We start from the raw sequence: 12,540 nt of genomic DNA on the forward strand, positions 1-12,540 counted from the left end.
AAGCACCTTTTGGTCAGTTTAGGCTGCTGACGGGTCCGCAACAAGCGTCGGGAGGGCCGCCAGGAGGCTCCGGGTCCGGTCGATTTGGGCATATTCACCGCCAAGCTGCGCCAAGCTGACCGCGTGGACGTCCTCCGCAGGCCAGACCCGACCGCTGGGGTCGCGAAGGTCGCAGCTTTTCGTCGCATCCTCGACGAGCCGGACCCGGAAGCCGAGGTTCGCCGCCATCCGCACCGTCGCATCGACCGAGTTATGCAGCAGTACACCGGCGATCACGAGATCGGTGATCTTGCGGTCCCGCAGCGCGGCTTCGAGGCCGGTCTCGATAAAGGCGTTGTTGGTGTGCTTTTGGATCACGATTTCACCCGCGCAGGGCGCCAGGTCTTCTTTGAAGTCGCAGCCTGCCTGGCCGGGGCGATAAGGCGAGTCGGCCTCGGTGGAAAGATGCTGGACATGGATCACAGGCCGGCGGTGCCGGCGCCAGGCCTTCAAAAGATCGGTTGCCTGCCGCTCGGCATCCGGATTGTTTTGGCGGCCCCACTTTGGGTCATCGATTGCCTTCTGGAAGTCGATGATCATCAAAACGGTTTGCTTTGAGGTTTCGTCTGACATTTCCCGTCCGCGCTTTTTGCGATTGTGTTTTGATAGAGGACCGGCTGCAACACGCAGCCGCAGCCGGTCCTCTAGCCGAAAGCACTACTCGGCGGCGGCGGCAGTCTGACCTGCCGCGGTCAGCGCTTGGTCGAGGTCCGCGAGGATGTCGTCGATGTGTTCGATGCCGATCGACAGGCGGACGTAACCTTCGGTAACGCCGGTGGCAAGCTGCTCCTCGGGCCCCAGTTGCGAGTGCGTCGTGGAAGCCGGATGAATGGCCAGGCTTCGTGCATCGCCGATATTGGCGACGTGATAGAACAGTTTCAGCGCATCGATGAAGCGCTGTCCGGCTTCTGTCCCGCCCGCCAGTTCAAAGCCAACCAGACCGCCGAAGCCGCCACTCAGGTAGGCATCTGCGCGCCGCCGGCTTTCTCCGTCCTGCTGAGAGGGGTGAATGACGTTGATCACATCGCTGCGCCCGGCCAGGAATTCGGCGACCGCCGTCGCATTGCGGCTGTGCTCGCGGATGCGCAGCGGCAAGGTCTCCAGCCCCTGGATGAACTGAAACGCATTGAAGGGGCTTAAGGCATAGCCCAGGTCGCGCTGCAGGGTGACTCTGGCTTTCAGGATATAGGCGATCGGCCCCAGCGGCTTTGCAGCTTCGGTCCAGACTGCGCCGTGGTAGCTCGGATCCGGTTGGGTCAGCAGGGGGAACCTCTCCCCATGCTTCTCCCAATCGAAAGTGCCCCCGTCGACCAGGATGCCGCCGATGGAGGTACCGTGACCGCCGATGTATTTCGTGGTCGAATAGATGACGATATGGGCGCCGTGTTTCAGCGGCTGACAGATGATCGGTGCCGCCGTGTTGTCGACGATAAGAGGGACGCCCAGTTCGTCACCGATGGCAGCAACTTCGCCGATGGGAAAGACCGCCAGCTTGGGATTGGGCAGCGTCTCCGCGTAGTACGCCCGGGTGCGTTCATCCGTTGCACGGCGGAAGTTCTCGGGATCGCTGGGATCGACAAAACGAACTTCGATCCCGAAGGTGTTGAAGGTGTTGGCGAAGAGATTCCAGGTGCCGCCATAGAGATCGGTCGAGCTGACGATATTGTCGCCGGCACGGGCGATGTTCTGGATGGCGATGGCGGACGCCGCTTGACCGGAGGACACCGCCAAGGCTGCGGCGCCACCTTCGATAGCGGTGATGCGCTGTTCCAGCACATCGCAGGTCGGATTCATGATCCGCGTATAGATGTTGCCGAGCTCTTTCAGCGCAAAAAGATTTGCGGCGTGGCCGCTGTCCTGAAATTCGTAGGATGTCGTTTGGTAGATCGGCACTGCCACGGCCCCGGTCTGCGGATCGCTGCGGTATCCCGCATGCAGTGCCAGGGTTTCGGGGTTCGCGCTTGTTTTCGGGGACTCGGTCATGTCTGGGCCCTTTCAGTTCAAAATCGTCGTGTCGTCATTTCCCCGAGGGGCCCACCCAGGAGTGGATTTTTTAGCTTTTGATGACGCGGAGCAAGCTACCCCTCAAATCGCCGCGGACCTCTTGGGGAGGTCAGTCCGATCCCGCTTGGAGATGCGGCACAAAAAAAGCCGCCACGGCTTGCCCGGGCGGTTTTCACCACTCGTTTAGCCGCATTTCTTTAGCGCCCGCAAGCTGAGATCAAATCGGCGCTTCGCTCATGAGGAAGCGCTTCCGGACCGGATTTGTCAAGAACCTTGTGCGGTGTGTTGTCGGTGGACTATTTCAATCCAGGGGTGGATTGCCGTGTTGACCGGGCGGCCAAAATGACCGACAACTATCCCGATTTTCGCCGAAGGTATTCGTCAACTAATAAGAGAAATTTGCCTCAGGTAGGGGTACTCCTGATGGGATTACTATGCCTGAAGATAGCAATGAGACGCAGCTTAATATCTTTCGGTTGTATGATGGTGCTTTCACTGACGCTAATGGCGTACGGTTGACGTCCTGCCCGGAGGTCCTGTCGGAGCTTCACAGATATTGGGAGGCCCGGCGCGGCGGGAACCGGTTTCCGGCAAGGGCCGATATTGATCCGGTCGACATTCCTGCGCTGCTGGAACACCTGCTCTTGGTCGAAGTGCTTGAGGACCCCCTGGACTTTCGCTATCGCCTTGTTGGCGGCCACATCGTCCATCATGCGGGCCACAACATTCAGGGAAAAACGGCGCTGGGGCTGATGGCTGACTGCGACAAGCGCGAGAAACCTGTTCAAACCATGGCCATGGATCTCGGCAAAATGGTCTCCGACCTGAAGGAACCGATTTTCGCTCACCTCCGCTACTATGCTGTCGCTGCGGATGCGGAAAAGTCGCTGCAGGCGCTCCTTCTGCCCTTGGGGGAGGGGGATGGCGATCTCAACATGGTTTTGGCGGGCCTGGATTATTCGTCCTAGGGAAGCCCGGGTTTGATCTGACTCCCCAGCGGGTCGTTGCATGGATTGACAGGCCGAAGACCCTCTCTATCATCGCCGCGGTAGTGCTCCCGCCCTTCAAACACCGGTTTGCGGTTCTCGATGTCTTTTGAGCTGAATGACGAACATCGCGCCTTTCAGGATATGGCGCGGCAGTTTGCGACCCAGGAAATGGCACCCTTCGCCGCCGACTGGGACGAGAATTGCGAATTCCCTGTCGACACGCTGCGCAAGTCTGCCGCGCTGGGTTTGGCGGGCATATACGTCCGCGGAGAGTCGGGCGGATCGGGTCTGACGCGCTTCGATGCGGCCCTCATTTTCGAGGAGTTGGCGGCCGCCTGTGTTTCCACGGCAGCCTACATTTCGATCCATAACATGGTCGCCTGGATGATCGACAGCTTTGCGGCCGACGCCCTGCGCGATGAATTTCTGCCCAGACTTCTGACCATGGAGCATTTCGGCAGCTATTGCCTGACCGAACCCGGTTCCGGCTCGGATGCGGCTTCCCTGAAGACCACTGCGGTGAGAGACGGCGATCACTACGTTCTCAATGGATCGAAGGCCTTCATCTCCGGCGGCGGCGCCAGTGATGTCTACTTGGTGATGTGCCGCACCGGGGGGGCGGGCGCTTCGGGGATCTCGGCCTTGGTGGTTCCGAAAGAGACCAAGGGGCTGTCATTTGGGAAGAAAGAGAAGAAGCTCGGCTGGAACAGTCAGCCGACGGCGGCCGTGATTTTCGAGGATGCGCGGGTGCCGCTAGCCAACCTGTTGGGTCAGGAGGGCGAGGGCTTCAAGTTTGCCATGATGGGCCTGGATGGTGGTCGCGTGAACATTGCAGCCTGTTCTCTCGGCGGCGCTCGGGCGAGCCTGGAGGCGGCGCGCGAGCATATGACTGTGCGCCGGCAGTTTGGCGAGCCTCTCAGCAAGTTCCAGGCCCTGCAGTTCAAGTTTGCAGACATGGCGACGGAACTGGAGGCCGCGCGCCTTATGGTCTGGCGCGGCGCCAGCATGTTGGATGCCAAGGCGCCGGACAGGACCCTCCACTGCGCCATGGCAAAGCGTTATGCCACGGATGCCGCCTTTCACATTTGCAATGAGGCACTGCAACTGCACGGCGGCTATGGCTACATTCGCGAATACCCGGTTGAGCGGTTTTTGCGGGATGTCCGCGTGCACCAGATTCTCGAAGGTACGAACGAAATCATGCGGGTCATTATCGCCCGCAAACTTCTGCAGGATTAGAACCAGTTTGGGAGACGGCAGGCCGTATGGCTGAGACAGATGAGATTGAATTTGAGGAGAAGGGCGGTACAGGCTTCATCACCCTGAACCGGCCAAAGGCGCTTAACGCTCTGACGCTCGGCATGATCCGGGCCATGATCCCCCAGCTTGAAGCCTGGCGGGATGACAAGAACGTCAAAGCCGTGGTGATCACCGGCGCCGGGGACCGGGCTTTTTGCGCCGGCGGGGATGTTCGCGCGGTCTATGAGGCCGGCAGGAACGGCGGCAGCCTGACAAAGGAGTTTTTCCGCGACGAGTACCGGCTGAATCGGATGATCCACGTCTTTCCGAAGCCCTACGTTGCCCTGATCGATGGCATCACCATGGGCGGCGGCGTCGGCCTCTCCGTACACGGCAGTCACCGCGTGGCGACCGAAAAAACAATGCTGGCGATGCCTGAAACGGGGATTGGTTTGTTTCCCGACGTGGGCGGCACCTATTTTCTTCCGCGTCTGCCCGGCCGGATCGGACTGTTTCTTGCCCTGACCGGCTGGCGTCTGGATGCCGCAGATGCGGTTTACTGTGGGCTGGCGACGGACTTCGTCTCCAGCGAAGGCATCCCCGGGCTTACCGATGCCTTTGGGACGGCTGACTGGGCCGCAGGCGATGCCGAGGCCCTGGTCGATCAGGTGATTGACGAAGCCAAGGAGGCGCCGGGTCCTTCGGCATTGGCGGAATTCCGTGAGGTTATCGACCGTTGCTTCGCCGCCCCCTCGGTCGAGGCGATCCTGGCCGCACTGGATGCGGAGCCCGGCGATTGGCCGGCCAAGATTGCCCGCATCATTCGCAAGCAGTCGCCGACGAGCCTGAAGGTCACGTTTGCTCAGATCGAAAAGGGCGCGGCGCTGGATTTCGACAGTGCCATGGTCGAAGAGTACCGCCTGAGCCAGGCATTCATGGCCGGGGCGGACTTTTACGAGGGGATCCGCGCGGTGCTGGTCGACAAGGATCATCAGCCCAAATGGCAGCCGGGCGATCTAAGTGCCGTTACGCCAGACATGATCGAGGCGCATTTCAGTCCTCTGGGAGATCAGGATCTGACTTTCGCATAGCGCGGCCTTGCCGCCGGGAAGCAGACCCGATTTTTCCGACAAGCAACAAGTAGTCGAGCAGGAGAACAGCATGGCGCAGATTGGATTCATCGGGCTGGGGAACATGGGCTTGCCCATGGCCAGGAATCTCCTGAAGGACGGTCACGACATTACCGGTTTCGACGTGGTCGCCGCCGCACAGGAAGCGGCGCGGAGTGACGGTATCGCCGTTGTTGCGGCTCCGACTGACATGCTTGGTGGCGTGGAGACCGTTGTGACCATGCTGCCCGCCGGCGAGCACGTGCGCTCGGTCTACCTGGGTGATGAAGGGCTTCTTGCGAAAGCGGCGCCGGGTACCCTGTTTCTCGATTGCTCGACGATTGATGTGGCGACCTCGCGGGAGGTCCATGCCGAAGCTGTCGATAAGGGACATGCAATGATCGATGCCCCGGTCTCAGGCGGTGTTGCCGGCGCAGAGGGCGGAACGCTCACCTTCATGGTCGGCGGACCCAAAGAGGCTTTCGCGCGGGCAAAACCGCTTCTCGAGATCATGGGGCGCAACATCGTCCACGCCGGCGGTGCCGGAAACGGCCAGGCGGCAAAGATCTGCAACAACATGATTCTCGGCATTTCGATGATTGCGATCTCCGAAGCCTTCGCGCTCGGTCAGAAGCTCGGCCTCGATCCCAAGGTGTTCTTCGACATCAGCTCGGCCGCTTCCGGTTCCTGCTGGGCCATGCTGAACCACAACCCCGTACCGGGTATCGTTGAAACCTCAGCTGCCAACCGGAATTATCAACCGGGATTTGCCGCGGCCATGATGCATAAAGACCTAAAGCTTTCTCAGGCGGCTGCCAGCCACGCCGGGGCGGCGACGCCGCTTGGTGCAGAGGCGGCCGCTCTCTACACGCTCTTTGTGAACGCCGGAAACGGCAATCTGGATTACTCCGCTATCATCAAGATGATCGGGGGCAGCGCGGCGGACTAGCGTCAACGCAACGAGCGACAGCGCGCAAGACCGACTGGCCTGGGTTCAGCCGACGCGTCAGCTGGGATTCGATGAGCCATTTGGCGCTTAGCCGGGTCAATATCCGGTTGTATAAGTCTGTGACAATTTTCAGAAATCCACGCAAAAACCAATAAAATCAATTGGATAAATCCCTTATCTGTTAAGTAAAGTTTAACGTGCTTCCGGCTAACCTCTTTACCATTGCGATTTGGGTTCTGTTGAAAGAGTCATGCGAGGGTACCGTGAAGTCTAAATATCTCGATCTGATCGGCTTGGTCGAACGGCTGCACCGTCAGTGTCTTGAAGTGATCAAGGCCGACCTGGACCGTCAGGGCATCCGCGACTTGAACAACGTTCAAGCGTTGATCCTGTTCAATGTCGGCGAAGAGGAATTGTCGATCGGTGAGCTGACCCAGCGCGGGTATTACCTGGGCTCGAACGTCTCTTACAATGTGAAGAAGATGGTCGAGAACGGTTACCTGATTCAGGAGCGCTCACCGCACGACCGTCGTTCTTTCCATGTGCGTCCTTCGGAAAAAGGCCTTGCCGTTTACCGCGGGCTGTCGGCGCTGTTCGATCAGCACGCAAGCCATCTGGCGGAAAGCCAGCTGACGGAAGACGGCCTGGACGCTGCGAACCACGCGCTGCGCCGCGTGCAGCAGTTCTGGTCCACCCCCGCAAGCCTCGCCCGGGATTTGAGCGCAGCGTAAACAGCTGCGCCTCCACCGAGGCCAAGACCCGTCGCAGTATCACAAAGCCCCGGCCGCTTCGGCCGGGGCTGCTGCTTTTCAGATACCCGACTTCCTAAAAGAAAGCCTGGATGCCGGTCTGCGCCCGGCCAAGGATCAAGGCATGGACGTCGTGGGTGCCTTCATAGGTGTTCACGGCTTCAAGGTTCATCGCATGCCGGATCACATGGTATTCGTCGGCAACACCGTTTCCACCATGCATGTCCCGAGCCTGGCGGGCGATATCCAGAGCCTTTCCGCAGGAATTGCGCTTGCATAGCGAGATCGCCTCGGGCGCGCCCTTGCCGCTGTCAAGAAGGCGACCGAGTTGCAGGACGGACTGGAGGCCGATGGTTATCTCTGTCTGCATATCGGCGAGCTTCTTCTGGATCAACTGGGTTGCCGCGAGCGGCCTGCCGAACTGCTTGCGCTCCAGCGTGTATGAGCGCGCGGCATGCCAGCAGAACTCTGCGGCGCCGAGAGCGCCCCAGGAGATACCGTAACGCGCTTTGTTGAGGCAGCCGAAGGGCCCTTTAAGTCCGCTTACGTTGGGTAGCAGATTTGCTTCCGGGACCAGCACATCGTCCATCACGATCTCGCCGGTGATCGACGCGCGCAGCGAAAACTTTCCTTCGATCTTCGGTGCGCTCAGGCCCGCCATGCCTTTTTCGAGGATGAAGCCGCGGATCGTGTCGCTATCGTCTTTGGCCCAGACGATGAAGACATCGGCGATCGGCGCGTTGGTGATCCACATCTTCGCGCCTTTCAGGCGGTAGCCGTCCCCGGTCTTGGTCGCCCGCGTTTTCATGCCGCCGGGGTCGGACCCGTGGTCCGGTTCGGTAAGGCCGAAACAGCCGACCAAGGCGCCGCTGGCGAGGCCGGGCAGGAAGCGCTGCCGCTGCTCTTCCGATCCGTAGGTGTAGATCGGATGCATCACCAGGCTGGACTGAACAGACATTGCCGAGCGATAGCCGGAGTCGACGCGCTCTACCTCGCGCGCGATCAGTCCGTAGCTGACGTGGTTGGCGCCGGCGCAGCCGTAGGTTTCCGGAATGGTGGAGCCGAGGAATCCGAGGGCTCCGAATTCGGTCATGATCTCCCGATGAAAGACCTCGTTCCGGTTGGCCTCCAGGATGCGGGGCATCAGCTTTTCCTGGCAGTAAGCCCGCGCGGCATCGCGTACCATCCGCTCTTCCTCGCTCAACTGTTCGTCAAGCAGCAGCGGGTCTTCCCAGGTGAACTTGGCTTTCTCTGAAGGGGCGGCAGCGGGGCCGCCTGCAGCGGCAATTGCCTGAGACATTCGTCGGATCCTTTGGATTGGGCTTTCTTCTCTTGTTGTCTGATATAGCGCAAATGCCGTCGCATCAAAAGCCACCGGCCAGGCGCGCGCCCGGCCGAGTTTTCACGGTGTCGCCGCAGTCCGGCTATCTGGCGCCCAAGGTTCGGGCCTTTGTCGACTTCCTTTCCGAAGCTTTCGGGTCTCCGCCGGGTTGGGACAGCCCGGTTTCCGCGGTTCGGGGCCGGGCTGACCAGACCCGTCACAATCACTTCATCGATCTGAAATGAAGCGCTGTTAAGGGTTTGTTTGCCATAGTTGATTGAAAATGGATTTATGTCTCAGTCTCGAGAAATCATCTTTGAGTTTCAGAGGGTCGGCGGCTATGTGAAGGTTTCCGCCGTCGACACACTGACCTCGGCGGAAGTTTCGATTGTCGGCCCTCCCTCCGCCGGCCAGGTGCAACTCGAACGTTTGGCGGCCCAGAAGCTGGAATATGTCCTGCGCCGGCGTGCTGCCGGGCAGCCTGGCGGCCTCGTCGTCTGATCCACCGGGCAGGCGGGCCTTCCTGAACGCCTTCCCGTTCCTGCGGCCGGTTACCGGCAACTGGCTCATCAACGACCCTCAATCTCCCAAATCCGGCGCCGCGACACCTTGTGGCGGCTTTTCATCAGACTGCGACATATGGTAGGGTCCGCCGGTTTCCGACGACAGGTGGGCATTATCAATCATGGCGAAGAAGTCGATCGCGATCGCGGCCGATCACGCTGGCTTTGACCTCAAATCCAAGTTGGTTGAAGACCTGAAGGCGTCGGGTTACGACGTCCAGGACCTCGGCACCAATGATGCCACGACGTCTGTTGATTATCCGGATTTCGGCCGGGCGGTGGCCGAAGCCGTTACCTCGGGCAAGGCCGAGCGCGGCGTCGTCGTTTGCGGTACCGGTATCGGAATCTCCATTGCCGCCAACCGGCATGCCGGCGTGCGGGCGGCTCTCTGCCACGATGAGACCTCTGCGCGCCTCTGTAGAGAACACAATGATGCCAATGTGTTGGCCTTGGGCGCTCGCCTCATTGGTGAGGTTGTGGCCAAGGACTGTGTCCGTACCTTCCTGAATACCGAGTACGCCGGTGAGCGCCATGCCCGGCGTGTGGCCAAACTGGGTTGATTGATCAACCGCTGAGGAGTTGCAAGCGACTATGACCGCTGCCAATGCTGCTGAAAGCCTGCCGCAGCAGGACACCTTTTTCTCCGCCCACCTGAGCGAGACCGACCCCGAACTCGCCGAGGCGATCCGCGGCGAACTGCGCCGCCAGCAGGACCAGATCGAGCTGATCGCCTCCGAGAACGTGGTCTCCCTGGCCGTGCTGGAGGCGCAGGGCTCTGTGCTGACCAACAAGTACGCCGAGGGCTATCCCGGCCGGCGCTACTACGGTGGCTGTGAATTCGTCGACGTCGCTGAGGAACTGGCCGTAAAGCGTGCCAAGCAGCTCTTCGGCTGTGAATTCGCGAATGTGCAGCCCCATTCCGGCGCGCAGGCCAACCAGTGCGTCGCCCTGGCGCTGCTGAAGCCGGGCGATACCATCCTGGGCATGGCGCTTTCGGCCGGCGGTCACCTGACCCATGGCGCCAAACCAAATCTTTCCGGGAAGTGGTTCAATGCCGTCCAATATGGCGTGCGCCGGGAGGACGGCCTGATCGATTTCGATGAGGTCGAAAGCCTGGCCTTGGAACATAAACCCAAACTGATCATCGCCGGCGGCTCCGCCTATCCGCGCTTTATTGATTTCGCCCGTTTTCGCGAGATCGCCGACAAGGTCGGGGCCTACTTCATGGTCGACATGGCCCACTTTGCAGGGCTTGTGGCCGGCGGCGTCCATCCCAGCCCGCTGCCGCATGCCCATATCGTGACGACGACCACGCACAAGACCCTGCGGGCAGGGCGCGGCGGTATGATCCTGAGCAACGACCTGGACCTGGGAAAGAAGATCAACTCGGCGGCCTTCCCTGGTCTGCAGGGTGGCCCCCTGATGCACGCCATCGCATCGAAGGCGGCGGCTTTCGGCGAGGCATTGAAGCCTGAGTTCAAAGCCTACGCTCAGCAGGTCGTCGACAATGCCAAGGCGCTCTCCGAAGCGATGGTGGCCGAGGGTTTCGATATCGTCACCGGCGGCACGGATACGCATCTTATGCTGGTCGATCTACGGCCCAAGAGCCTCACCGGGGTTGTCGCCGAGGAAAGCCTCGACCGCGCCGGCATCACCTGCAACAAGAACGGTATTCCCTTCGATCCGGAGAAGCCGACCGTCACTTCCGGTGTCCGTCTCGGCACACCGGCTGCGACGACGCGCGGCTTTGGCGTCGAGGAATTTCGTCAGGTCGGTGTCTTTATCGGCCGGGTGCTGGACGGTCTGGCAGCCGATCCGGACGACAACGGTGCGACCGAGCAGGCCGTTCGCGAAGATGTGCGGGCGCTCTGTGCGCGCTTTCCGATTTACCCGGACATGGTGATTTGAGCGCCGGGCCGGCCAAGAATAGCAAGACGCGGCGCCATCAGTGTCTGGTGAGCGCCGCCAAGAAGAGGGGGAAGTATGCGCTGTCCGTTTTGCGGTAACGAGGACACGCAGGTTAAGGATTCACGACCGACCGAAGACAACTCGGCCATTCGGCGGCGGCGGCAATGCTCGAATTGCGGCGCGCGTTTCACCACCTTCGAAAGGGTGCAGTTGCGTGAACTGACGGTCGTCAAGTCGACCGGCAAGCGCGAGCCCTTCGATCGGGACAAGTTGATGCGGTCCATGTCTTTGGCCTTGCAGAAGCGCAAAGTGGATCCCGAGCGGCTCGAACGCGTCGTCAACGGCATGGTCCGTCGCCTTGAATCCTCGGGGGAGTCGGATATTCCGACAAAGCTGATTGGTGAGCTGGTGATGGATGCGCTCGCCAACCTGGACCAGGTGGCCTACGTGCGCTTCGCATCGGTCTACCGCAACTTCCGTGAAGCGCGCGATTTCGAAGAATTCGTTGGCAAGCTCGGTGACGGCGACGACTGACCCCCACGATCGCGGCTTCATGCTGGCCGCGCTGGCTCTGGCGGCCCGGGGGCAGGGGCGGGTCGCCCCCAATCCAGCCGTCGGCTGCGTTCTGGTCAGGGAAAACAGGATCGTCGGGCGCGGCTGGACCCAGCCGGGCGGGCGGCCGCATGCAGAGACCGAAGCCCTGCGGCGGGCGCAGGGCCGCACCGCTGGCAGCACCGCCTACGTCACGCTGGAGCCTTGCTCTCACCACGGCCAGACCGCTCCCTGCGCTGAGGCCTTGATCGATGCCGGGGTCAGCCGGGTTGTCGCGGCACTGGAAGACCCGGACCCGCGTGTCGCGGGGCGCGGTATCGCACGGCTGCGCGATGCCGGGCTGCAGGTTGACCTGGGGCTTTGCGCGGAACAGGCGGAGGCGTTGAACGCCGGGTTCTTTTCCCGCCTCACCCGTGACCGGCCGGAAGTCACCCTGAAGCTGGCCACCTCTCAAGACGGACGCATCGCGACCCACAGCGGGCAGAGCCAATGGATCACCGGGCCGCTGTCCCGCCGCCATGCCCATCTGCTCCGCGCCCAGGCGGATGCGGTTCTGGTCGGCAGTGGTACGGCTGTTGTCGACAACCCGCGCCTGGACGTGCGCTTGCCAGGTTTGGGGCGGGTCTCGCCTCTGCGTGTTGTAATCGACGGACGCCTGCGCCTGCCGTTGACCCACGACCTGGTGGTGCGTGCCGGCGAGGTGCCGACCCTTCTCATCACCCACGAAGGCAACCCGCCTGAGCGGCTCGATGCCTACGCCGGGGCCGGTGTCGAAGTGCTTCGGGTGGGGATGGACGCCTCAGGTCACTGCGCCCTGCCGGAAGCTCTGGCCGGGCTCGCGGGCCGGGGAGTCAACCGCCTGCTGGTGGAAGGTGGCGGGCATCTGGCCGCGGCGCTCCTGAGCGCCGGCCTTGTGGACCGGCTCGCCTGGTATCGGGCGCCTATGGTTATCGGGGGCGACGGAATCCCGGCCCTTGCCGGTTTTGGCGTCGACAGGCTTGACGAGGCGCCTCAGTTCCGCCAGTCATCACGTCTGCGGCTCGGCCGGGACACTTTGGATTTGTTTGGCTCTCAGGATTGAGCCGGCACCGGCCTGCCAGAACCCCGAACCACGATCG

At 61.5% G+C, this 12,540-nt stretch carries 14 protein-coding genes; 11 read left to right on the forward strand and 3 right to left on the reverse strand.

Going from position 1 to position 12,540, the window contains the following annotated elements; all coding sequences use genetic code 11:
- Window positions 1-18: 18 nt before the first annotated feature.
- Together ACP146_RS09260 and ACP146_RS09265 are read right to left on the reverse strand one after the other, a co-directional pair.
- Window positions 19-612: a cysteine hydrolase family protein gene (locus tag ACP146_RS09260; RefSeq protein WP_422366470.1), complete on the reverse strand. Its 594-nt coding sequence runs from the start codon at window positions 610-612 to the stop codon at window positions 19-21.
- 84 nt (window positions 613-696) lie between these two features.
- Window positions 697-2,022: an O-acetylhomoserine aminocarboxypropyltransferase/cysteine synthase family protein gene (locus ACP146_RS09265; RefSeq protein WP_422366471.1), complete on the reverse strand. Its 1,326-nt coding sequence runs from the start codon at window positions 2,020-2,022 to the stop codon at window positions 697-699.
- A gap of 455 nt (window positions 2,023-2,477) precedes the next feature.
- On the opposite strand from ACP146_RS09265, the gene ACP146_RS09270 reads away from it, so the two are divergent.
- The 5 genes from ACP146_RS09270 to ACP146_RS09290 all read left to right on the forward strand — a co-directional run bounded on the left by ACP146_RS09270 (window position 2,478) and on the right by ACP146_RS09290 (window position 7,060).
- A complete protein-coding gene (locus ACP146_RS09270) occupies window positions 2,478-3,011 on the forward strand; it encodes a PAS domain-containing protein (protein ID WP_422366472.1) in 534 nt (177 codons plus the stop codon).
- Between the two features lie 120 nt (window positions 3,012-3,131).
- Window positions 3,132-4,271: an acyl-CoA dehydrogenase family protein gene (locus ACP146_RS09275; RefSeq protein WP_422366473.1), complete on the forward strand. Its 1,140-nt coding sequence runs from the start codon at window positions 3,132-3,134 to the stop codon at window positions 4,269-4,271.
- Window positions 4,272-4,297: 26 nt separating this feature from the next.
- Window positions 4,298-5,362: an enoyl-CoA hydratase/isomerase family protein gene (locus ACP146_RS09280; RefSeq protein WP_422366474.1), complete on the forward strand. Its 1,065-nt coding sequence runs from the start codon at window positions 4,298-4,300 to the stop codon at window positions 5,360-5,362.
- A gap of 70 nt (window positions 5,363-5,432) precedes the next feature.
- Window positions 5,433-6,329 (forward strand): 3-hydroxyisobutyrate dehydrogenase, encoded by an 897-nt coding sequence (gene mmsB / locus ACP146_RS09285; protein WP_422366475.1) that lies wholly within the window; start codon window positions 5,433-5,435, stop codon window positions 6,327-6,329.
- Between the two features lie 197 nt (window positions 6,330-6,526).
- Window positions 6,527-7,060: a MarR family winged helix-turn-helix transcriptional regulator gene (locus ACP146_RS09290; RefSeq protein WP_422366476.1), complete on the forward strand. Its 534-nt coding sequence runs from the start codon at window positions 6,527-6,529 to the stop codon at window positions 7,058-7,060.
- Between the two features lie 94 nt (window positions 7,061-7,154).
- Here the strand turns inward: ACP146_RS09290 and ACP146_RS09295 are convergent, their stop codons facing one another.
- A complete protein-coding gene (locus ACP146_RS09295) occupies window positions 7,155-8,378 on the reverse strand; it encodes an acyl-CoA dehydrogenase (protein WP_422366477.1) in 1,224 nt (407 codons plus the stop codon).
- Window positions 8,379-8,485: 107 nt separating this feature from the next.
- Here ACP146_RS09295 and ACP146_RS09300 point away from each other — a divergent pair, with 107 nt between their 5' ends.
- The 6 genes from ACP146_RS09300 (at window position 8,486) to ribD (ending at window position 12,503) form a co-directional block, all read left to right on the forward strand.
- Window positions 8,486-8,644, forward strand: a complete 159-nt coding sequence (locus ACP146_RS09300; RefSeq protein WP_422366478.1) for a hypothetical protein — start codon at window positions 8,486-8,488, stop codon at window positions 8,642-8,644.
- A gap of 46 nt (window positions 8,645-8,690) precedes the next feature.
- The gene (locus ACP146_RS09305; protein ID WP_422366479.1) at window positions 8,691-8,900 is read left to right on the forward strand and encodes a DUF6898 family protein; all 210 of its coding nucleotides are present in this window, start codon (window positions 8,691-8,693) and stop codon (window positions 8,898-8,900) included.
- 184 nt (window positions 8,901-9,084) lie between these two features.
- Window positions 9,085-9,522 carry a ribose 5-phosphate isomerase B gene (rpiB, locus tag ACP146_RS09310; RefSeq protein ID WP_422366480.1) on the forward strand — a complete coding sequence of 146 codons (438 nt, stop codon included), beginning with the start codon at window positions 9,085-9,087 and terminating at the stop codon, window positions 9,520-9,522.
- Between the two features lie 31 nt (window positions 9,523-9,553).
- Window positions 9,554-10,870: a serine hydroxymethyltransferase gene (gene glyA, locus ACP146_RS09315; protein WP_422366481.1), complete on the forward strand. Its 1,317-nt coding sequence runs from the start codon at window positions 9,554-9,556 to the stop codon at window positions 10,868-10,870.
- 75 nt (window positions 10,871-10,945) lie between these two features.
- Window positions 10,946-11,404 (forward strand): transcriptional regulator NrdR, encoded by a 459-nt coding sequence (gene nrdR / locus ACP146_RS09320; RefSeq protein WP_422366482.1) that lies wholly within the window; start codon window positions 10,946-10,948, stop codon window positions 11,402-11,404.
- Entirely contained in the window at window positions 11,388-12,503 is a 1,116-nt protein-coding gene (gene ribD, locus ACP146_RS09325; RefSeq protein WP_422366483.1) for a bifunctional diaminohydroxyphosphoribosylaminopyrimidine deaminase/5-amino-6-(5-phosphoribosylamino)uracil reductase RibD, read from the forward strand. The genes nrdR and ribD overlap by 17 nt, the downstream gene beginning before the upstream one ends.
- Window positions 12,504-12,540: the final 37 nt, after the last annotated feature.

This window comes from Pelagibius sp., from assembly GCF_965249265.1.
Lineage (GTDB): Bacteria > Pseudomonadota > Alphaproteobacteria > Kiloniellales > Kiloniellaceae > Pelagibius.